This window comes from Kitasatospora sp. NPDC059327 (assembly GCF_042752535.1).
Taxonomy (GTDB): domain Bacteria; phylum Actinomycetota; class Actinomycetes; order Streptomycetales; family Streptomycetaceae; genus Kitasatospora.
The window spans coordinates 49,385-69,515 of record NZ_JBHYYB010000030.1; the positions used below are offsets into that span (position 1 = coordinate 49,385).

Consider the following 20,131-nt stretch of genomic DNA (forward strand, 5'->3'; position numbering starts at 1 on the left):
GGTAGGGACTGACAGAATCCAAGTGTCTCCTACGGGAGCGGGTGCTCAGGAAAGGGGCCGGTCGGTGGGAGCAGGGGTCGGGACGGGAGACCGTCGCAGGGGGACGGCCGCAGGGCTGTTCGGGGCGGCCCTGCTGGTCGCCGGCACGGTCCTGACCTCGGGCGGCGGCGCCTACGCCCAACCCTCCTCCACACCGTCGCCCGGCGGGCACAGCGCGGGCCGCGGCGAGGACGGCAGGCACGGCGGCAAGGGCGACGGCCGGGACGGCGGCCGCGGCGACGACCGGGAGGACGACCGCGGCAGGGGCGCCGAGCCGGCCAGGAACCGGGCCGGCGACGCGGAGCCGACGGGCACCGGCGGGCCGGCCGGCCCGACCGCGCCCGGGGCCGGCGGCACGCCCTCCACCACGCCCCCCGCCGGGCCTTCCGGCACACCCGCCACGGCGCCCTCCGGCCCGCCCGCCACCCCGGCCGCCGGGCGCCCGGTCCCACCCGCGGGGGCCGTCCTGGCCTCGGCCGAGGCCGGACCGGCTGCCGCCCTGCCCACCTCCCAGGGACTCCAGCAGGCGCTCGCCGCCGCGCTCGGCGACCGGAACCTGGGCACCGTCAGCTTCGCCGTCGCGGACGCCGCCGGTGGCCAACCGCTCTACGGCTTGGGGGAGAACACCCCCGCCACACCGGCCTCCACCACCAAGCTGGCGACCACCGTCGCGGCGCTCTCGCTGATCCCGGCCGACACGCGGTTGACCACCCGGGTCGTCAAGGGTGCGAACCCCGGCGAGATCACCCTCGTGGGTGGTGGTGATCCGACCCTCACCGCGCTGCCCCCCGACCAGGTGCAGATCGGCGGCCTGCCCGCCGACGCCGACACCGCCCCCGCCTCGCTGGACGCGCTGGCCCGGCAGACCGCCACCGCCCTCAAGGCCGCCGGCACCACCACGGTCAAGCTGGACTACGACCTCTCGCTCTACGCGGGCAACCCCCAGCACAAGAACCACGACGCCGCCAACATCGCGCTGGTCACCCCGCTGATGATCGACGAGGGCAAGGTCGACCCGAAGAGCCGCGAGGACGCGCCGGCCCGGGTGGCCGACCCGGCCGTCCAGGCCGCCGACGCCTTCGCCGCCCTGCTGAAGGCCCAGGGCGTTACCGTCGACGGCAGGGCCAAGCCCGCCGCGGCGCCCGCGGCCGCCACCGCGCCGGTCCTCGGCCGGGTGGACTCGCCGACCGTCGCCCGGTTGGTCGAGCGGCTGCTGACCACCTCCGACAACACCCTCGCCGAGGCGATCGCCCGTCAGGCCGCGCTCGCCGCGCACCAGCCGGCCAGCTTCGAGGGCGCCGCCACCGCCGTCACCCAGGAACTCGCCCGGCTCGGCGTGCCGATGACCGGAGTGGTCCTCGGCGACGGCAGCGGGCTGTACCCGGGCAACGCGATCCCGCCGGCCGTCCTGGTCCAGTTGCTCGCGCTGGCCGCCTCGGACCACCACCCGACGCTGCGTCCGGTCCTCACCGGGCTGCCGATCGCCGGCTTCACCGGCACCCTCGGCAAGCGCTTCGGCGCCGGCTCCGGTTCCGCCGAGGCGGCCGGCCTGGTCCGGGCCAAGACCGGCAGCCTGAGCGGCGTCAACACCCTGGCCGGCACGGTGGTGGACGCCGAGGGCCGGCTGCTCACCTTCGCCCTGATGACGAAGACCACCGCGTCCGCCGACACCGCCCGCGCCGCGATGGACCGGGTGGTGGCCAAGCTGGCCGGCTGCGGCTGTCACTGAGCCGGCCGCGGCGTGGCGTCCGGGCCGATCCCCTTGCGCCGCCGGAGGGTTCGGCTCCGCACGGCCGGCTCCCCGGCGGCCCGCCGTCCGTCTGCCCGTCCGTCTGCCCCTCCGTTTGTCCGTCCTCCTGTCCGTCCGTCTGTCCGTCCGGCAGGACGTCGGCACCCGTGGCTCCCCCCGATGGGCCGGAGCACGTACGGTGAGTGCATGACGAGCGCGAGCGGCGGTGCTGACATGGTCGACTGGAATCTCGCGGTCGCAACCGCGACCAGGCTGGTACGGCCGGGGCCCGAGGTGAGCCGCGCGGAGGCGGCGTCCGTGGTCGGCGAACTGCGCCGGCACGCCCTGGAGGCGGAGGAGCACGTCAGGGCGTTCACCGGGATGCGCTCCAGCAGCCTCGGCGCGGCCACCGCGACCCCGGTGCTGATCGTGGACCGCCCCGGTTGGGTGCGGGCCAACGTCGCGGGTTTCCGCACCGTGGTGCAGCCCCTGGTGGAGAAGCTCCAGGCCCGCCGGGCCGGCGGCACCGCCGCCGGTGTCTTCGGCGCGGTGGGGGAGAAGGCCACCGGCATCGAGGTCGGCGCCCTGCTGGCCTTCCTGGCGACCAAGGTGCTGGGCCAGTACGAGACCTTCGCCCCGGCCGAGCCCTCGCTGGAGGCGCCGGACAGTCCGGCCGCGCTGTTCGACAAGCCCCGGCTGGGCCCCGAGGGCCCCGGTCCGGGCCGACTGCTGCTGGTGGCGCCGAACATCGTGCACGTCGAGCGGGAGCTGGACGTCAACCCGGCCGACTTCCGGCTCTGGGTCTGCCTGCACGAGGAGACCCACCGCACCCAGTTCACCGCGGTGCCGTGGCTGCGCGACCACATCCAGTCCGAGGTGCAGTCGTTCCTGGCCGAGACGGACGTCGACCCGGGCGCGCTGCTGGACCGGCTGCGGGACGCGGCCGGCACGCTCGGCGGCGGCCTGCCGGGCCTCGGCGGCCGGGACGGGACGTCGAGCTCGACCGGACTGCTGGAGATCGTCCAGTCGCCCTCCCAGCGGGAGATCCTCGGCCGGCTGACGGCCGTGATGTCGCTGCTGGAGGGCCACGCGGACGTGGTGATGGACGGTGTGGGCCCGGCCGTGGTGCCGAGCGTGGCCGAGATCCGGGAGAAGTTCCAGCAGCGCCGTGACCGCGGCGCCAACCGGCTCGACCTGGTGCTGCGCCGGCTGCTCGGCATGGACGCCAAGCTCCGCCAGTACCAGGACGGCGCGGTCTTCGTGCGGGGCGTGGTGGAGCAGGTCGGGATGGAGGGCTTCAACCGGGTGTGGACGTCTCCGAACACCCTCCCGACCAAGGAGGAGGTCCACGACCCGAGCGCCTGGGTGGCCCGCGTCGCGCGCTGAGGAGGGGCGCCCGGCGTGGGACCGGGCCGGGTCGCTCCGGCCCGGCGCCGGGGGCCGGCGGGGTCTCGGCCGGCAAGGCGGTCGGCAGCGGTCAAAGCCGTTCGTACGAGTGGTCCAATCGTGCAAATGGCGGGTGAAGATACGTTTTTCCATTCACCCGTACGTGGGACGGTGGTCGTACTGGTGGCGCGGGTGGCGTAGCGGGTGCCTCCTTTCTGCCACCATCTGTGAGCGCCCGGTAACACGGTGCTCACAATCGCGCGGTCCCCGCCGCGCCCACCGCCGTCCTGTCCCCTCCGTCAAGGAGTCGTCCGCCGTGGGTCCACACCCCGCTGTCGCAGCGATACGCCTGGCCGTCCGCCGCACGCTCACCGACCTCGCCGCCGAGGCCGGCAGCACCTTCACCGCCCCCGGGCGCCAGCCCCGTGAGCGCCCGAGCGGGGCGCCGCTGGTCGCCGCCGCGGCCGGGACCACCCTGATCGGGAACGCCCACCGCCACCCGTCCGGGCTGCCGCGCACCCCGGCCGCGCCCGGCTCGCCGCTGGTCCTGGTCGCCGTCAGCGGTGGCGCCGATTCGATGGCGCTGGCCATCGCGGCCGCCTTCGAGGCCCCCAAGCTGGGTCTGCGGGTCGGTGCCGTCACCGTCGACCACGGCCTGCAGAGCGGCTCCGCCGACCGCGCGGCCCAGGTCGCCGAGCGGCTCCGCTCGCTCGGCCTCGACCCGGTCGAGGCCGTGCCGGTCCGGGTCGGCCGCGCCGGTGGCCCCGAGGCCGCCGCCCGGGACGCCCGCTACGCCGCCCTGGACGCGGCCGCCGAGCGCCACGGCGCCGTGGCCGTCCTGCTCGGGCACACCCGCGACGACCAGGCGGAGACGGTGCTGCTGGGCCTGGCGCGCGGCTCCGGCGCCCGCTCGCTGGCCGGCATGCCGGCCCAGAAGGGCCGTTACCGCCGCCCGCTGCTGGAGCTCGACCGGGCCGCCACCCGGCAGGCCTGCTCCGCCCAGGCGATCCCGGTCTGGGACGACCCGCACAACTGTGACCCCGCCTACACCCGCTCCCGGGTCCGCCACGAGGTGCTGCCGGTGCTGGAGAAGCACCTCGGCGGCGGTGTGGTCGAGGCGCTGGCCCGGACCGCCCGGCTGTTCCGTGACGACGCCGACGCGCTGGACCAGTGGGCCGCGCTCGCCGAGCGCGATCTCCGTACGGGCGAGGGAGCCCTGGACATCGCGAAGCTGGCCGAACTGCCGCCCGCGGTGCGCCGCCGGGTGCTGCGCCGGGCCGCGCTGCGGGCCGGCTGCCCGGCCGGGGACCTCTTCGCGCGTCACCTCGAAACGATCGATCTGCTGGTCACCGGTTGGCGCGGCCAGGGGCCGCTGCACCTACCCGGGGGCGTCGAAGCCACCCGCAGGTGTGGCACGCTGGTCTTTCGGCGGCAGGGCGACTGACGGGCAGGCATGCTCCGGGGGCGCCGGGCCGTCGGCCATCCAGACCCCGAACGTTTGAGGACGTATCCCCGGTGGACCAGAACGACATGGGCGCTGACCTCGCGAAGGTGCTCATCAGCAAGGACGAGATCGACGCCAAGCTCCAGGAGCTGGCGGAGCGCATCGACCGGGACTACGCAGGCAAGGACCTGCTGATCGTCGGCGTCCTCAAGGGTGCCGTGATGGTCATGGCGGACCTCGCCCGCACCCTGCACTCGCAGGTGACCATGGACTGGATGGCCGTCTCCTCGTACGGGATGGGCACCAAGTCCTCCGGTGTGGTGCGGATCCTCAAGGACCTCGACACCGACATCGCCGGTCGTGACGTCCTGATCGTCGAGGACATCATCGACTCCGGGCTGACGCTCTCCTGGCTGCTGGGCAACCTGGGCTCGCGCGGCCCGGCCTCGCTGGAGGTCTGCACCCTGCTGCGCAAGCCCGACGCGGCCAAGGTCGAGATCGACGTCAAGTACGTCGGGTTCGACATCCCCAACGAGTTCGTGGTCGGCTACGGCCTCGACTACGCGGAGAAGCTGCGCAATCTCCCCTTCATCGGCACCCTCGCGCCGCACGTCTACGGCGGCTGAGAAGGCCTCCGGGCCCCCGTTCGGGCTAGGGGCGGGAACAGTGGACCGTTCTCGCCCGTTGGATCGGGGGAAATAGAAGTACGTCGTACCGCTGTGCTCCCGCCACCGGCGGGTCGGACTGCGGTACGGTCCAATAAAACCGCTCTTCACATGAGCAGAGACCGGATGCGCCGGCGGCCCAGGCCCCGCGGCGCCGTCGAGTGGCAGGAGGGACGGGGCGGCAACGCCCCGCGTGGATGGACGTCAAGCGATACTTCCGTGCGCCGATCATGTGGATCGTGCTGGCCGTCCTCGCCGTCATCGTGCTGATGCAGGTCGTTTCCGACTCGAACGGCTACAAGACGGTGGACACCGGGCAGGTCGTCGCAGCGATCGACGCGAAGCAGGTCAAGTCGGCGCAGATCACCACTGGTGACTCGAACACGATCAAGATCCAGTTGAAGGACGGCGCAACGCTGTCCAACGCCGGCACGGGCAAGACCCCGTCCGGCAGCAAGTTCCAGGCCTCGTACATCGGCGACCAGGGTGTCGGGATCGCCGACAAGCTCCAGGCGCAGATCAACGACAACGACCAGAGCACGCTGTCCGAGGGCTACACCATCAGCCCGGAGAAGCAGAGCACCTTCGTCAGCCTCCTGCTGTCGATGCTGCCCATCGTGATCATCGTGCTGGTCTTCCTGTTCCTGATGAACCAGATGCAGGGCGGCGGCTCGCGCGTCATGCAGTTCGGCAAGTCCAAGGCCAAGCTGCTCACCAAGGACACCCCGAAGACGACCTTCGCGGACGTCGCCGGTGCGGACGAGGCGGTGGAGGAGCTCCACGAGATCAAGGAGTTCCTGCAGGAGCCGGCCAAGTTCCAGGCCGTCGGCGCCAAGATCCCCAAGGGCGTGCTGCTCTACGGCCCGCCCGGGACCGGCAAGACCCTGCTGGCGCGTGCCGTCGCGGGCGAGGCCGGGGTGCCGTTCTACTCGATCTCGGGCTCGGACTTCGTCGAGATGTTCGTCGGTGTCGGCGCCAGCCGGGTCCGCGACCTCTTCGAGCAGGCCAAGGCGAACGCCCCGGCGATCGTCTTCGTCGACGAGATCGACGCCGTCGGCCGGCACCGCGGTGCGGGTCTGGGCGGCGGCCACGACGAGCGCGAGCAGACCCTCAACCAGCTGCTGGTCGAGATGGACGGCTTCGACGTCAAGGGCGGCGTGATCCTGATCGCGGCCACCAACCGCCCCGACATCCTGGACCCGGCGCTGCTGCGCCCGGGCCGCTTCGACCGCCAGATCGCGGTCGAGCGCCCCGACCTCCAGGGCCGGCTGGACATCCTCAAGGTGCACCAGAAGGGCAAGCCGGTCGCGCCGGACGTCGACCTCTCGGCCGTCGCCAAGCGCACTCCCGGCTTCACCGGCGCGGACCTGGCGAACGTCCTCAACGAGGCCGCTCTGCTGACCGCCCGCTCGGACAAGAAGCTGGTCGACAACTTCACGCTGGACGAGGCGATCGACCGCGTCGTGGCCGGACCGCAGAAGCGGACCCGGATCATGTCCGAGAAGGAGAAGAAGATCACCGCGTACCACGAGGGCGGCCACGCCCTGGTGGCGGCGGCGTGCCCCAACAGCGACCCGGTGCACAAGATCACGATCCTCTCCCGCGGCCGGGCCCTGGGGTACACCATGGTCCTGCCGGACGAGGACAAGTACTCCACCACCCGCAACGAGATGCTCGACCAACTGGCCTACATGCTGGGCGGCCGGGCGGCGGAGGAGCTGGTCTTCCACGACCCGACCACCGGCGCCTCGAACGACATCGAGAAGGCCACCGCCACCGCGCGGGCCATGGTCACCCAGTACGGCATGACCGAGCGTCTGGGTGCGATCAAGTTCGGCTCGGACAACTCGGAGCCGTTCCTGGGCCGCGAGATGGGTCACCAGCGCGACTACTCGGAAGAGGTCGCCGGGCTGGTCGACGAAGAGGTCAAGAAGCTCATCGAGAACGCGCACAACGAGGCCTGGGAGATCCTGGTCGAGAACCGCGACGTGCTCGACAACCTGGTCCTGGAGCTCCTGGAGAAGGAGACCCTCAACAAGGAGCAGATCGCCGAGATCTTCTCGACCATCGTCAAGCGCCCGGCCCGGCCGGCCTGGACGGGCTCGTCCCGCCGGACGCCGTCGACCCGGCCGCCGGTGCAGTCCCCGAAGGAGCTGGCGCTCACCAACGGCGCCGCCGCCGTCGAGGCCGCGCCGGTCGACGTGGTGAAGCTCCCGGCGGAGCCGCCCACCGAGGGCTGATCCGGCCGAGCACCGGACGGAATGGATGCCGCGCCCCCAGGGTTTGTACCCTGGAGGCGCGGCATCCGTGCTGTTCAGCCAAGTCGTCCCCCTAGTTAGCGAGGCCCGCATGATCGACCCGGTGACGCTCGACGGTCCGCCCACCGTCGGGACCTTCGACCAGAAGCGGGCCGAGAACGCCATCCGCGAGCTGCTGCTGGCCGTGGGGGAGGACCCGGACCGTGAGGGTCTGTTGGAGACCCCGGCCCGGGTCGCCAGGGCGTACAAGGAGATATTCGCCGGCCTCTGGCAGGAGCCGGAGGACGTCCTCACCACCACGTTCGACCTCGGTCACGACGAGATGGTGCTGGTCAAGGACATCGAGCTGACCTCGGTGTGCGAGCACCACCTGGTGCCGTTCCGGGGCGTCGCGCACGTCGGCTACATCCCGTCGGTCAACGGCAAGATCACCGGACTCTCCAAGCTGGCCCGGCTGGTCGACGTCTACGCCCGTCGCCCGCAGGTGCAGGAGCGGCTCACCAGCCAGGTCGCGGACGCGCTGATGCGGATCCTCGAACCGCGCGGGGCGATCGTCGTGGTCGAGTGCGAGCACATGTGCATGTCGATGCGCGGCATCCGCAAGCCCGGGGCCAAGACCATCACCTCCTGCGTGCGCGGCCAGCTGCGCGACCCGGCGACCCGGGCCGAGGCGATGAGCCTGATCATCGGTCGCTAGCGGCCCGCGGTCCCGGCGGGCTCAGAGGACCTCGTGCTCCACGTGCGGCGGTGCGGGGGTGCCCAGGGCGTCGCGACGCCGGGGCATCCGCAGCGTCACCATCCGCCGCCAGCCGAACGCGCGGTCGTACAGGTAGAGCGCGTGGACCCCGGCCGTCACCGCGGCCAGCTGCCAGCGCGACCAGCCGAGGATCCGCGCCATCCGGGTGGTGACGGCGAGACCGACGTCCCGGTGGGTGCGGATCTCGCCGCGCGCGCTGGTCTCCAGGGTGTGCCGGATGTACGGGCCGTGCCCCTCGGCGACCAGCCGGAGCAGTTCCTCGTGGCAGTACGCGAGGTGGTTGTCCTCGTCGGCGGAGATCATCCGCATCGCCCGGCCGAGGTCCGGGTTGTCGCCGTACACCTTGACCAGCTGGCGCATCTGCTCGGCCGCGCGCTGCTCGGTGACCCGGCTGTGCGCCAGGTAGGTGATGATCTCCCGCTCGGCCAGCGGCACCGTGCTGTTCAGCCGCTCGTGCGAGAGGCCGACGCCCTGGCGCTCCAGCAGCATGCAGTAGTCGGCCTCGGCGGGGACGTCCACCTTGGGCAGGCCGCGCTTGTTGAGCAGCTGGGTGAAGATCCGGCCGTGCTTGCGTTCGTCGGCGCCGTGCCGGGCGATCTTGGGGGCCAGGACCGGGTCGCGGGTGAGGGCGGTGATCCGCTCGTTCTCCCAGCCGCCCTGGTCCTCGCCGCCGGCCGCGATGCTGCAGAAGAGCTGATAGGCCTCGTCGTTCCGGTAGATCTCGGTGAACAGCGATCGGGTGCTGAGCATGGGGCCTCCTGCACGGATCCGGGGGCGGCTCCGGCCGTTCGGCCGGGCGGTCGCGATACGTTCCCCGGGGTGGCGGCGGACCCGCCCGACCGGGCGGTAATCACTCGTCCGGCGGGCCGGGGGTCGGGCCGGGGCGGCGTCAGGTCGCGGTGAGCCGGGCGCTCATCCACTCCAGCGCGGCCGGCAGCTCGCGGATCCAGCTGTCGAAGTTGTGGCCGCCGTCGTCCAGGTAGAGCGACTCGACCTTGAACTGCGGATTGGCGGCCGAGACCTGTTGGGCGAGCTCGACGAACTTCACCGTGTCCGGGTAGTCGGGCTCCTTGCGGGTGCTGATCACCAGCAGCGAGAGGTCCGGCGCGGGGAGGTTCTGCAGCCGCCAGCCGAGGTCGCTCTGGTCGGCCAGGGCCTTGTCGCCGCCGAAGAGGCTGCCGCCGGTGAACTGGTCCTCGGCGACCTTGAAGTCCCCGTGCATGCCCGCGCCGTTGCCGTAGACCTCCGGGTGGCGCATCGCGAGCCGCATCGCGCAGCTGCCGCCGGTGGAGAAGCCGAGCACGCCCCAGGAGGAGGGCGCGCGGCTGACCCGGTACGCCGAGCGCAGCGCCTCGGGCACGTCCTTGGCGAACCAGGACTCGGCACGCGGGCCACCGGGGACGTCGACGCACTCGGTGTTGCGCGGCGGGGCGACGGTCGGGCGGGTCATCACGATGATCGTGGGGGCCAGCTTGCCGGCCTTGCGCAGCTCCCAGGCGGTCTGCGGCACGGGCAGGTCCTTGAGCAGGTGCATGGTGGTGCCGGGGAAACCGGCGACGGTCACCAGGACGGGGAAGCGCACCCAGGCGAGCTTCGGGTCGAAGTACTCGGGCGGAAGGTACACGAACATCTGGTCGGAGAGGCCGGTCTCCTTGCCCGAGACCCTGACCGACTCGATCTTGCCGACCTCCTCCGGCGGTCCCTTGGGCAGGTCGGTCACGGTCTCCAGGCCGCCCTCCCCGGTCGGCTGGACCAGGGCGTCGGAGACCGGGGTGCCGCTGTGGTGCTTCTCGCTCCCGGCCAGCGCCAGCTTGGTGCCGCCGGGGCTGAGCAGGTCGTCCCAGGAGCTGTAGAACCCGAACGAGTTGTTGACCGACAGGGCCAGCACCGCGAGCACCGAGACCTGAGTGACCGTCATCAGCGCGACCCGGCCGAGCACCGGGAGGGGGCGCTGCCGGGCCAGCCGGGGCCAGAGCCAGAGGGTGGCGAGCAGGGCCGCCGCGCCGAGCGCGAGCAGCGAGTTCACCAGCGCGTCGCTGGTCAGTTCCATGCCGTCGGCCTTCCGGTGGGAAACTCTCGGGGCAGGCTTCATCGTCTGGCGGTGCGTCAGCCGGGGCCATCGCGGCTAGGCTGTCCGGACGTCGGGGCGGGCCGGAGTCCGGAGGCGATCCGACGCAACCGGCGCCCCGGAATGCGGCGTCCACCGTACGTACCGGGTATGCGGGGGTCCGGCGCGCCACGCGGCGCGGGGCTCCGGTGCCCACCCCTCGGCTCAATCGCAGCGCCCACCGGCCTCCCGGTTTACCCTCCGTTTCCGGATGTTTGGTGGGCGCATTGCCTGATGAAGGAAAAGGCATGAAGGTCCCTCACAACTCCTCCCCCGGAGTGACAGGACTGCGCTCCGCAGCCTCTACGCTGAGCTTCCATGAGCGTTCCCGTGTCCGTTGAGCCGAGCCCCGAGCAGCCGCCCCGCCGCCGCGGCCTGCAGACGCTTCGTACCCAAGCGGCCGCCGTTCCCCGGGCCTGGCTCCCGGGCGCGGTCGGCTACGCCTGTCTGCTGATCGGGCTGGTGGACATCGCCAGTGCGGTGTTCCCCAAGCTCCGGCACACCAAGGTGCACACGTTCGCCGGGCAGCTGCCCGGCGGCACCACGACCCTCGCCGCGGCGGGCACGCTGATGGTCGGCCTGCTGCTGGTGCTGCTCGCCCACGCCCTGCGCCGCCGCAAGCGGCGGGCCTGGCGGGCCGTCTGCGTGCTGCTGCCGGTCGGTGCGGCGCTGCACATCCTGCGCTGGCACCAGATCGGCCCGGCGGTCGTCTCGCTGGTCCTGTTCGCGGTGATCCTGGTGCACCGGCGCGAGTTCTACGCCAAGGCCGACCCCCGCACCCGCTGGCGAGCGCTGGTCAACCTGGCCGTGATGGGCACCATCAGCGTGGCGCTCGGCCTGCTGGTGGTCTCGACCCGGGCCGGGTACGAGGTGGGCCACCCGAGCCTGTTCCACCGCCTGGAGCACGTCGGGTACGGGCTGTTCGGCTTCGAAGGACCGCTCGACTACAGCTCGGACCGGGTCTCCGACCTGGTCGCCTACCTGCTCGGCGGGCTCGGCCTGATCACCGCCTTCACCACCGCCTACCTGGCCCTGCGCCCCGAGAAGCCCAAGCCGGAGCTGACCGCCGAGGACGAGGTCAGGGTCCGCGCGCTGCTCGACCGGCACGGCGACCGCGACTCGCTCGGCTACTTCGCGCTGCGCCGGGACAAGAGCGTGCTGTTCTCGGCCTCCGGCAAGGCGGCGATCTCCTACCGGGTGGTCTCCGGCGTGATGCTCGCCTCCGGCGACCCGGTCGGCGACGTCGAGGCCTGGCCGGGCGCGATCAAGGTCTTCATGGCCGAGGCCCGCGAGCACGCCTGGGTGCCGGCCGTGATGGGGTGCAGCGAGGTCGGCGGCGAGGTCTGGACCCGTGAGGCGGGGCTGGACGCGCTGGAGCTGGGCGACGAGGCGATCGTCGACACCGCGACGTTCTCGCTCTCCGGCCGGGCGATGCGCAACGTCCGGCAGATGGTCAAGCGGATCGAGCGCAACGGCTACTCCTGCCAGGTGCGCCGGGTCGCCGACCTGGCGGAGGAGGAGAAGCACCGGATCGCCGACGCGGCCGCCCGCTGGCGCGGCACCGACACCGAGCGCGGCTTCTCGATGGCCCTCGGCCGCTTCGGCGACCCGGGCGACGACGCCTGCGTGGTGGTCACCGCCCACAAGGCGCCCGAGGAGGGCGAGAGCGGCGACGACCTGAAGGCGGTGCTGCACTTCGTGCCCTGGGGGCCGGACGGCATCTCGCTGGAGCTGATGCGCCGCGACCGCGCCGCCGACCCCGGCCTGAACGAGCTGCTGATCGTGGCCGCGCTGCAGGCGGTGCCGGCGATGGGCGTGCGGCGGGTCTCGCTCAACTTCGCGATGTTCCGCTCGGCCCTGGCCCGCGGCGAGCGGATCGGCGCCGGCCCGGTGCTGCGGGCCTGGCGCGGGCTGCTGGTCTTCCTGTCGCGCTGGTTCCAGATCGAGTCGCTGTACAAGTTCAACGCCAAGTTCCAGCCCGAGTGGGAGCCGCGCTTCCTGGTCTTCCCGAACACCCGGGACCTGCCCCGGATCGGCTTCGCCGCGATGCAGGCCGAGGCCTTCATCACCCTCGGGATGCCGCGCTTCGGCCGCAAGCCGCAGCGCCACGGCCTGCAGCCGTCCCCGGCCCGTCCGGAGGTCACCGAGGCCGCCTGAGCCGTGCCCGTGCCCGGCACCGGACCCCCGTCGGACACCCCGACGGGGGTCCGGTCGTCACCGAGCCGGCGGGGGCTTGAACAGATAATGGGGTTATGAGCACTTCGCTGTCCTTCTCGCTGCCGGCCGGACTGCCGCGGCTCGACCGCTGCTCCGTGATGGGCGTGGTCAACGTGACCCCCGATTCCTTCTCGGACGGCGGGATGTGGCACGACCCCGCCCGGGCCATCGCCCACGGCCTGGCGCTCCGGGCCCGCGGCGCCGACCTGGTGGACGTCGGGGGCGAGTCCACCCGGCCCGGCTCCCAGCGGGTGCCCGAGGAGGAGGAGCTGGGCCGGGTGCTGCCGGTGGTGCGCGAGCTGGCCGACTCCGGGGTGGTCGTCTCGGTGGACACCATGCGCGCCTCCGTCGCCGAGCGGGCCGTCGCGGCCGGCGCCCGGATGATCAACGACGTCTCCGGCGGTCTGGCCGACCCGGCGATGGCCCGGGTGGTGGCGGAGACCGGCGTTCCCTTCGTGGTGATGCACTGGCGCGGGCAGTCCGCCGACATGGACGGCCTGGCCGTCTACGGCGACGTGGTGGCCGACGTGGTCGGCGAGCTCACCGCCCGGGTGGACGCGCTGCTGGCCGCCGGCGTCAAGGAGGAGCAACTGATCCTGGACCCGGGCCTGGGCTTCGCCAAGACCGCCGAGCACAACTGGGCCCTGCTCGGCGGGCTCCCCGCGCTCACCGCGCTCGGCCGTCCCGTCCTCGTCGCCGCATCGCGGAAGCGGTTCCTGGGTACGCTGCTCGCCGACCCGGAAACCGGGGAACCGCGCCCGGCCCGGGAGCGCGACGACGCGACCGCCGCGGTGTCGGTGCTGTCGGCCGGGGCGGGGGCCTGGGCGGTGCGGGTGCACGACGTGTCCGGTACGGCGGATGCCGTCCGGGTGGTCGCGGCCTGGCAGCGCGCGGCCCGGCAGGACTCCACCGGCCCGTCGACGGGCCGGGTGGGCTGGTGAAACGGGAGGGTCTGTGGCAGGTGACGGCAGGGTGAGCGGTGAGACCGCGGGTCAGCGGGCCCGTGAGGCGGACCGGGAGGCTGCGCTGGCGGCCAACCGGGCGCTGTACGAGGCGCTGGAGAACGGTGATCTGGAGGCCGTCGAGGAGGCCTGGCTGGGGGCCGACGAGGCCGACGACAAGGGCGGCGTGGTGTGCGTGCACCCCGGCTGGCCGGTGCTGCGCGGGCGGGCCCAGGTGACCCGCTCGTACATGTTGATCATGGCGAACACGGAGTACATCCAGTTCATCCTGACCGACGTCGAGGCCGAGGTTCGGGGCGATGTGGCCCTTGTCACGTGCACCGAGAACATCCTTTCCGGTGGCGAGGCGGAGGAGGAGGGCGAACTCGGCCCGCTGGTCGGCGGAAAGGTCGTCTCGACCAATCTCTTCCGCCGCACCCCGGCGGGTTGGAAGCTCTGGTCCCACCACGGTTCACCCGTCCTGACCAGCGGGGACGACGAGGACGAGGACTGATCCGGGGGGCGTCGGGAAAACGCCCCCCGGAGGCGGCCCGGGAATTTCCGAACGGTCACCGAACGTTCACGTCAATCGCCGTTCCGGCGCGCGTGGCGTCGGTTCGTGCCGGGTAGGACGGTCAGGCGCTGTCCGTGCTCGCGGGTAGATTCAAAACGGAGTGACGGGCGTGATGCCCGCCTTCGCCCTGCCCACCCGCCGCCTTTCCGGAGCAGGGCCCGTCCGACTGGGAGCAGTGATTCGTTTGCTGGACCGCGTCACCCTGCGGGGCCTGCGTGCCCGGGGCCACCACGGCGTCTTCGAGCGCGAGCGCGTCGAGGGCCAGACCTTCGTGGTGGACCTCGTGCTCCACCTGGACACCCGCCCCGCCGCGTCCGGCGACGACCTCACCCGCACGGCGCACTACGGCATCGTGGCCGAGGAGGTCACCGCGATCATCGCCGGTGAGCCGGTCGACCTGATCGAGACCCTGGCCCAGCGCATCGCCGACCAGTGCCTGAAGCACGACGCGGTCGAGGAGGTCGAGGTCACCGTGCACAAGCCGGACGCCCCGATCACGGTGCCGTTCGACGACGTGACCATCACCATCCACCGGGGCCGCGCATGACCCGCACCGCGCACCCCGTGCCAGCCGCAGAGCCCATTCCAGCCGTAGGGGAAGTCCGATGAGCACCAGCGACCCGACCGCCTCGCCGACCACCTTCGACCTGGAGAGCCGGGTGGACTCGGCCGACGCCACGCTGCACAGCCAGCGCTGCGCCGTGGTCGCCCTCGGCTCCAACCTGGGCAACCGCCTGGACACCCTCCAGGGCGCCGTGGACGCGCTCGCCGACACTCCCGGGCTCAAGATCAAGGCCGTCTCCGGCGTGTACGAGACGGAGGCCCTCGGCGGGCCCGAGGAACAGCCCAACTACTACAACGCCGTGGTCGTGCTGCGCACCAGCCTGCCCCCGCGCGACCTGCTGGAGCGCGGCAACGCGATCGAGGACGCCTTCGGCCGGGTCCGCGCCGTCCGCTGGGGCCCGCGGACGCTGGACGTCGACATCCTCGCCTACGAGGGCGTCACCAGTGACGACCCGCAGCTGCTGCTGCCGCACCCCCGCTCGCACGAGCGGGCCTTCGTGCTGGCGCCGTGGCTGGACGCCCAGCCGGAGGCCGAGGTGCCCGGCCACGGGCAGGTCGCCGCGCTGCTCCAGGCGCTCGGCGGCGCCGACGCGCAGGGCGTCCGGCGGCGCGAGGACATCGGGCTGACCCTGCCGGAGTAGGCCGCACCGGCGCGGCCGGGGAACTCACGAGGGGGCCCCGGCCGTACGAGTAGGTGTCCGCCGTCCGAGCGGGTGCCCGCCGGGCCGGGCCCGGTACGGTGGCCTGGCGCCGTCGTACCGTCCTTCCCGCCCGTCACCGGGCCGGGGTCGTCCCCCAGCCGTCGGGCCGGGGAGCAGGGCCGGGCCCGGGGGCGGCCGCCCGACTCCGCAACCCCGGGAAGGACCACCTCCGAGTGAAGCTGCTTCGCCTCCGTCTGCTGGTCGGCATCACCGCCGCGACCACGGCACTGTCCTGGGCCGGTGCCAAGTTGTGGGCCTCCCTGGACACCCTGCCCGCGGTGCCGGGCGCGGCTCCGGTGGTGCTGGCCGCGGTGGCGGTGATCCTGCTCGCCACGGCGATCTCGCTGCGCTCCCGGCTGAAGGCGGCGCGCGAGCGGCAGCCCGGGGCGAAGGGGGTCGACCCGCTCGGGGCGGCCCGGGCGGTGGTGCTGGCGCAGGCGAGCGCGCTGGTCTCCTCGGTGGTGACCGGGGTCTACGCGGGCGCGGGCATCTACCTGCTCGGCGAGCTGGACGTGCCGGCGCGCCAGGACCAGGCCGTCACGGCCGGCCTCGCGGTGCTGGCCGGCGCCGCGGTGATCGCGGCGGCCCTCTGGCTGCAGCACGTGTGCAAGCTGCCGGAGGACCACGACGACCCGAGCGGACCGGCGACCTCGCACCGCTGAGGGAATTCTTCGGTGATCTTGAGTGAAGGCCCGGGCACGTGCGGTAAAGCTTGCGCAGTGTCAAGGGTCAAAGCGGACCCTGGGCTGACACGGCCCCAATTCGCACGCTAGTTTCTTGGCATGTCTCGCGGACGCCACCGTCATTCCTCCGTCCTCGGCCGGGTCTTTCCCCCCACCGCCGCCGGCGTGCTCATCGTCGCCGCAGTGGCCGCGCTGGTTTTCAGTCAGGACACCGTGCTGGTCCGTTCGGTGGGTGTCGCCGCCGTGCTGGCCGCGCTCGGGATCGCCGTGCTGCTGCGCCAGCGCGACCGGGCCGCCCGGGCGGCCGCCGAGGTGTCCGTCGCGCAGCGGTTGCGGGCCGAGGAGCGCTTCGAGGAGCAGCTCGCCGAGGCCGAGTACGCGGCGGAGGTCGCCGAGGAGCGGGCCACCCGGTTCGGGCGGCGGCTGACGGCCGAGAAGTCGCGGCTGGCCAAGGCCGAGACGGAGATCGCCCGGTTGCTGCGCGAGCGTGCCGTGGCGGTCGCCGAGCAGGCGCTCAAGGAGGCCGAGGCGGCCCAGCGGGCGCTCGCGGCCGCCCGCCCGAAGTACCCGGCCAGCCCGGCGGCGTTCGTCCGGGCCGCGGCCGTGCTGCGGCAGCTGGAGCGGCAGGCGGCGGCCCGGGAGGCGCAGCGCGAGCGCGCGGCCGGTGCGGAGGTCGCGCTGCGGATCCGTACCGCGCCCGTGACGGTGTCCGCCCCCGCCCCCGCCCCCGCGGCCGCGCCCGCGCCGGCCGTGCCCGCGCCGGCCCCGGTGGCTCCCGCGGTGCCCACGCCGGCGGTGTCCAGGCCCGCGGTGGTCGCTCCGGCGGCCGCGCCGAGGCCGGCGCTGACGGCGACGGTCGGGCAGCTGGGCGGGCAGTCGGGCGGGGCGCCCGGCACGCCCGCGGTGGCGGCCGAGCGCCAGCGTCCGCGCCCTCAGCAGGGCCGGGGGCAGGGCTTCAGCTTCTTCGGCCGCTCGGGTGCCGCCGGCCGGCCGGCGGCACCGTCCCCGGCCGTGGGCAGTGTCGCGGAGCTGGGCGAGCGGGCGGATCTGGCGGACGTGGTGGGCGACGAGGCGGTGGCCGAGGCCAAGGCCGGACCGGTGGCCGTCGTCCAGGACCGGGCGCCGTCGCCGGTGGTGGCGGTCGACCTGGAGCCCGAGGTCGAGCAGGCCGGGGCCGGGCAGCCCGCGGGCGAGCTCGCGGAGGCCGGGCCGGTCGTGGTGGACCTGACCCCGGACGACGAGACCGAGCTGCTCCAGCTCCCGGAGCTGCGCGCCTCGCGCTGAACCCGTCCGGCGGCGTCCCGCGCCGCCCCCGCTGTCGCCCTCGGCGCGCGTCCCCGACCGGGGGCGCGCGCCGAGGTGTTCGCGGGCCCGGTCCGCGGGCGGGGGAGGGGCGGGAACGGCGAAGCGCCCGGCCTCCGGGTGGAGGCCGGGCGCTTCAGCGCGGCGTCAGAGCTGGACGCCGAAGTCCTGGGCGATGCCCGCGAGGCCGGAGGCGTAGCCCTGGCCGACGGCGCGGAACTTCCACTCGGCGCCGTTGCGGTAGAGCTCGCCGAAGATCATGGCGGTCTCGGTGGCGGCGTCCTCGGAGAGGTCGTAGCGGGCGATCTCGGCACCGCCGGCCGCGTTGATCACGCGGATGTAGGCGTTGCGGACCTGGCCGAAGTTCTGCGAGCGGGCGACCGCGTCGTAGATCGAGACCGGGAAGGTGATCTTGACGGCCTCGGCCGGCAGGCCGGCGAGGTTGACGTTGATCGCCTCGTCGTCGCCGGCGCCCTCGCCGGTGCGGTTGTCACCGGTGTGGACGACCGTGCTGTCCGGGGTGCTGGTGTTGTTGAAGAAGACGAAGTGGCTGTTGGACAGCACCTTGCCGTCGGCGTTCAGCACGATCGCGCTGGCGTCGAGGTCGAACTCGGCACCGGTCGTGGTCCGGACGTCCCAGCCGAGGCCGATGGTGACCGCGGACAGGCCGGGGGCCTCCTTGGTCAGCGAGACGTTGCCACCCTTGGAGAGGCTCACTGGCATGGTGTTTGCTGTCCCTTCGTTGCTTTTGCCCGGGATAACGCGGGAGGGCGCGGAGTTGGTTCCACGCTTCGCGGCAGACATTCTCCCGGGCGAATGACGGGTTGGTGAACGGCCGGGGCACGGTGCGCTCAGATGCGGCGGAACCGGCCCTGAAGTGACCAGATGTTCGGATTGTCGGCCAGGTCGGGATGCATGTCGAAGAGATCGGCCAGCGTGTCCTGGAGGAAGTCCCGGGCCTCGCGACGCAGGTCGCTGTGCCGGATCACCGCGGGCGCCTCGTCCGGCAGCCAGGTGGCGGTCACCTCGACCCAGTTGAACCGGCGGGCGAAGCGCAGCAGCTCGGTGTTCTGGGTGAAGTCGAGGTCGCGGCTCTGGACCCGGGCGGCCCGCCTGCCGTCCGGGTCGCGGTCCAGCTCCTCGACGATGTCGCACAGGGCCCAGGCGAAGTCCAGCACCGGCACCCAGCCCCAGGCGGTGGAGAGTTCCGCGCCGTCGGCGTCCAGGTAGACGTCGCCGCAGAAGAGGTCGTACCGCAGGGCGTGCACCGAGGCGCCGCGGTAGTCGGTCTGCGGGGGGTCGGGGAAGCGGTTGGAGAGGGAGTAGCCGAGCTCGATCACGTACGCCATTGTCGGGGCTGCGGGCGCCGGTGGATAACCGGGTGACCGGATAACCGCGTGACCCGCGGTCCTGGGCACGGGATGATGGGCGCATGCCCGAGCCCATTCGCGTCCGGGGATCGGTGGTCGTCCCCGACGCCGAGCTCGTCTGGCGCTTCTCCCGTTCCTCCGGCCCCGGTGGCCAGCACGTCAACACCTCCGACACCCAGGTCGAGCTGCGCTTCGACCTGGCGGCCTCCGCCGCGCTGCCCGACGTCTGGAAGCAGCGCGCCCTGGAGCGGTTGGCCGGGCGGCTGGTGGACGGACGGGTGCTGGTGGTGCGCGCCTCCGAGCACCGCTCGCAGTGGCGCAACCGCGAGGTCGCCGCGGCCCGGCTGGCGTCGTTGCTGGGCGAGGCCACCGCGCCGCCGCCGAAGGCCCGCCGGGCGACGAAGCCCAGCCGGGGCATGGTCGAGCGGCGGCTGACCAACAAGCGGCACCGGGCCGAGCTGAAGCAGGGCCGGCGCTCGCCGAAGGGCGAGTAGCCGGGCGGCCGGGCTCAGCCCAGCTGCCGGTACCCGCCGCGGAAGTAGAGCAGGGGGCGGCCGCCGGCGTTCGGTACCGCGGCCTCCAGGACGCGGCCGAGCAGCAGGGTGTGGTCGCCGGCGGCTATCCGCCGCTCGGTGCGGCACTCCACGGTGGCGAGCGCGCCGTCGATCAGCGGTGCGCCGCTGTACCGGCCTCTCCGGTGCGGGGCCTCGGCGAACAGCAGCCGGTCGCTGAGCCGGCCCTTCATGGCGAACCGCGAGCCGAGCGCCTTCTGCTCCTCGGCGAGCAGCGAGACCGCCCAGGTGTCGGCGCGGGAGAGCACCTCGTCCATCCGGGAGTCCTCGCGGACCGAGATCAGCACCAGCGGCGGTTCCAACGAGACGGAGAGGAAGGACGTGGCGGTCATGCCGACGTCCTCGCCGTCCTCCGGGTCGTGGACGGTCACCAGGCTCACGCCGGAGGCGAGCTGGGAGAGGGCCGCCCGGAACTCGTCGGGCGTCGCTTGGGAGGCAGCTTCGGGCTGCGGAGCCGAGTACACGTACCGCACGGTAGTCGGCGGCCGGGTGGAACGGCATCGGACCGTGGTCGTAGGACCAGCGACGCACAGGTCACGGTCTGCGGCCGGGCTCACCCTCAGGAGTGAAGCAGGGGGCCTGCCGGGCGGCAGACGGCTTCAGTGCGCGGCCAATGCGGCCGACCACCAGAAACGTTCCTATAAAGCCTTATGTCCCGTTATGGGGCGGATGAGCTGATTAAGGGCGCATAAGTGTCGTGTGATTTAAGTCACAAGTAGTGGCCTATTGCTGACCGAGCGTGCCGAACGCTGTGCTCCCTGTGATTCAGTTCTTCTGGCAATCGGACGATAACCATTCAAGAACTATCCGAAGCAGCCGGGG

General features: G+C 72.9%; 19 protein-coding genes. 14 read left to right on the forward strand and 5 right to left on the reverse strand.

Annotation, left to right across the window (positions count from 1 at the left end; all coding sequences use genetic code 11):
* Window positions 1-64: 64 nt before the first annotated feature.
* From dacB to folE, 6 genes are all read left to right on the forward strand, one after another.
* Window positions 65-1,768: a D-alanyl-D-alanine carboxypeptidase/D-alanyl-D-alanine-endopeptidase gene (gene dacB, locus ACFXHB_RS19975; protein WP_380575858.1), complete on the forward strand. Its 1,704-nt coding sequence runs from the start codon at window positions 65-67 to the stop codon at window positions 1,766-1,768.
* A 207-nt stretch (window positions 1,769-1,975) separates the two neighbouring features.
* Window positions 1,976-3,154 (forward strand): zinc-dependent metalloprotease, encoded by a 1,179-nt coding sequence (locus tag ACFXHB_RS19980; RefSeq protein WP_380575860.1) that lies wholly within the window; start codon window positions 1,976-1,978, stop codon window positions 3,152-3,154.
* 316 nt (window positions 3,155-3,470) lie between these two features.
* Entirely contained in the window at window positions 3,471-4,598 is a 1,128-nt protein-coding gene (gene tilS / locus ACFXHB_RS19985; protein ID WP_380575862.1) for a tRNA lysidine(34) synthetase TilS, read from the forward strand.
* 71 nt (window positions 4,599-4,669) lie between these two features.
* Window positions 4,670-5,224, forward strand: a complete 555-nt coding sequence (gene hpt, locus ACFXHB_RS19990) for a hypoxanthine phosphoribosyltransferase (RefSeq protein WP_363441651.1) — start codon at window positions 4,670-4,672, stop codon at window positions 5,222-5,224.
* Between the two features lie 236 nt (window positions 5,225-5,460).
* Window positions 5,461-7,503: an ATP-dependent zinc metalloprotease FtsH gene (gene ftsH, locus ACFXHB_RS19995; RefSeq protein WP_380575864.1), complete on the forward strand. Its 2,043-nt coding sequence runs from the start codon at window positions 5,461-5,463 to the stop codon at window positions 7,501-7,503.
* A gap of 109 nt (window positions 7,504-7,612) precedes the next feature.
* Window positions 7,613-8,218 (forward strand): GTP cyclohydrolase I FolE, encoded by a 606-nt coding sequence (folE, locus tag ACFXHB_RS20000; RefSeq protein WP_380575952.1) that lies wholly within the window; start codon window positions 7,613-7,615, stop codon window positions 8,216-8,218.
* Window positions 8,219-8,239: 21 nt separating this feature from the next.
* On the opposite strand, the gene ACFXHB_RS20005 is transcribed toward folE, so the two are convergent.
* Both ACFXHB_RS20005 and ACFXHB_RS20010 read right to left on the reverse strand, forming a co-directional pair.
* Window positions 8,240-9,028: a ferritin-like domain-containing protein gene (locus ACFXHB_RS20005; RefSeq protein ID WP_380575866.1), complete on the reverse strand. Its 789-nt coding sequence runs from the start codon at window positions 9,026-9,028 to the stop codon at window positions 8,240-8,242.
* Between the two features lie 139 nt (window positions 9,029-9,167).
* On the reverse strand, window positions 9,168-10,328 hold the full coding sequence (locus ACFXHB_RS20010) for an alpha/beta hydrolase (protein WP_380575868.1): 1,161 nt from the start codon (window positions 10,326-10,328) through the stop codon (window positions 9,168-9,170).
* A 375-nt stretch (window positions 10,329-10,703) separates the two neighbouring features.
* On the opposite strand from ACFXHB_RS20010, the gene ACFXHB_RS20015 reads away from it, so the two are divergent.
* From ACFXHB_RS20015 to ACFXHB_RS20045, 7 genes are all read left to right on the forward strand, one after another.
* Window positions 10,704-12,542: a phosphatidylglycerol lysyltransferase domain-containing protein gene (locus ACFXHB_RS20015; protein WP_380575870.1), complete on the forward strand. Its 1,839-nt coding sequence runs from the start codon at window positions 10,704-10,706 to the stop codon at window positions 12,540-12,542.
* Window positions 12,543-12,637: 95 nt separating this feature from the next.
* A complete protein-coding gene (folP, locus tag ACFXHB_RS20020) occupies window positions 12,638-13,543 on the forward strand; it encodes a dihydropteroate synthase (RefSeq protein ID WP_380575872.1) in 906 nt (301 codons plus the stop codon).
* Between the two features lie 31 nt (window positions 13,544-13,574).
* On the forward strand, window positions 13,575-14,057 hold the full coding sequence (locus tag ACFXHB_RS20025; RefSeq protein WP_380575874.1) for a nuclear transport factor 2 family protein: 483 nt from the start codon (window positions 13,575-13,577) through the stop codon (window positions 14,055-14,057).
* A gap of 247 nt (window positions 14,058-14,304) precedes the next feature.
* Entirely contained in the window at window positions 14,305-14,664 is a 360-nt protein-coding gene (gene folB / locus ACFXHB_RS20030; protein WP_380575953.1) for a dihydroneopterin aldolase, read from the forward strand.
* Between the two features lie 58 nt (window positions 14,665-14,722).
* The gene (gene folK / locus ACFXHB_RS20035) at window positions 14,723-15,322 is read left to right on the forward strand and encodes a 2-amino-4-hydroxy-6-hydroxymethyldihydropteridine diphosphokinase (protein ID WP_380575876.1); all 600 of its coding nucleotides are present in this window, start codon (window positions 14,723-14,725) and stop codon (window positions 15,320-15,322) included.
* A gap of 233 nt (window positions 15,323-15,555) precedes the next feature.
* On the forward strand, window positions 15,556-16,044 hold the full coding sequence (locus ACFXHB_RS20040; protein ID WP_380575878.1) for a DUF3180 domain-containing protein: 489 nt from the start codon (window positions 15,556-15,558) through the stop codon (window positions 16,042-16,044).
* A 120-nt stretch (window positions 16,045-16,164) separates the two neighbouring features.
* Window positions 16,165-17,349, forward strand: coding sequence for a hypothetical protein (locus tag ACFXHB_RS20045; RefSeq protein WP_380575880.1), 1,185 nt, complete (start codon window positions 16,165-16,167; stop codon window positions 17,347-17,349).
* Window positions 17,350-17,514: 165 nt separating this feature from the next.
* On the opposite strand, the gene ACFXHB_RS20050 is transcribed toward ACFXHB_RS20045, so the two are convergent.
* Together ACFXHB_RS20050 and ACFXHB_RS20055 are read right to left on the reverse strand one after the other, a co-directional pair.
* Complete coding sequence (locus ACFXHB_RS20050; RefSeq protein WP_380575883.1) at window positions 17,515-18,090, reverse strand: TerD family protein; 576 nt, start codon at window positions 18,088-18,090, stop codon at window positions 17,515-17,517.
* 128 nt (window positions 18,091-18,218) lie between these two features.
* Entirely contained in the window at window positions 18,219-18,716 is a 498-nt protein-coding gene (locus ACFXHB_RS20055; protein ID WP_380575885.1) for a hypothetical protein, read from the reverse strand.
* An 83-nt stretch (window positions 18,717-18,799) separates the two neighbouring features.
* Here ACFXHB_RS20055 and arfB point away from each other — a divergent pair, with 83 nt between their 5' ends.
* Entirely contained in the window at window positions 18,800-19,231 is a 432-nt protein-coding gene (gene arfB / locus ACFXHB_RS20060) for an alternative ribosome rescue aminoacyl-tRNA hydrolase ArfB (protein WP_380575888.1), read from the forward strand.
* A 14-nt stretch (window positions 19,232-19,245) separates the two neighbouring features.
* On the opposite strand, the gene ACFXHB_RS20065 is transcribed toward arfB, so the two are convergent.
* Window positions 19,246-19,773, reverse strand: a complete 528-nt coding sequence (locus tag ACFXHB_RS20065; protein WP_380575891.1) for a flavin reductase family protein — start codon at window positions 19,771-19,773, stop codon at window positions 19,246-19,248.
* Window positions 19,774-20,131: the final 358 nt, after the last annotated feature.

Coding starts and splice junctions, on each gene's coding strand:
- ACFXHB_RS19980 (WP_380575860.1), top strand. CDS start 1,976: ATGACGAGCGCGAGCGGCGGTGCTGACATGGTCGACTGGAATCTCGCG.
- ftsH (WP_380575864.1), top strand. CDS start 5,461: ATGGACGTCAAGCGATACTTCCGTGCGCCGATCATGTGGATCGTGCTG.
- folE (WP_380575952.1), top strand. CDS start 7,613: ATGATCGACCCGGTGACGCTCGACGGTCCGCCCACCGTCGGGACCTTC.
- ACFXHB_RS20005 (WP_380575866.1), bottom strand. CDS start 9,028: ATGCTCAGCACCCGATCGCTGTTCACCGAGATCTACCGGAACGACGAG.
- ACFXHB_RS20010 (WP_380575868.1), bottom strand. CDS start 10,328: ATGGAACTGACCAGCGACGCGCTGGTGAACTCGCTGCTCGCGCTCGGC.
- ACFXHB_RS20015 (WP_380575870.1), top strand. CDS start 10,704: ATGAGCGTTCCCGTGTCCGTTGAGCCGAGCCCCGAGCAGCCGCCCCGC.
- folP (WP_380575872.1), top strand. CDS start 12,638: ATGAGCACTTCGCTGTCCTTCTCGCTGCCGGCCGGACTGCCGCGGCTC.
- folK (WP_380575876.1), top strand. CDS start 14,723: ATGAGCACCAGCGACCCGACCGCCTCGCCGACCACCTTCGACCTGGAG.
- ACFXHB_RS20045 (WP_380575880.1), top strand. CDS start 16,165: ATGTCTCGCGGACGCCACCGTCATTCCTCCGTCCTCGGCCGGGTCTTT.
- ACFXHB_RS20050 (WP_380575883.1), bottom strand. CDS start 18,090: ATGCCAGTGAGCCTCTCCAAGGGTGGCAACGTCTCGCTGACCAAGGAG.
- ACFXHB_RS20055 (WP_380575885.1), bottom strand. CDS start 18,716: ATGGCGTACGTGATCGAGCTCGGCTACTCCCTCTCCAACCGCTTCCCC.
- arfB (WP_380575888.1), top strand. CDS start 18,800: ATGCCCGAGCCCATTCGCGTCCGGGGATCGGTGGTCGTCCCCGACGCC.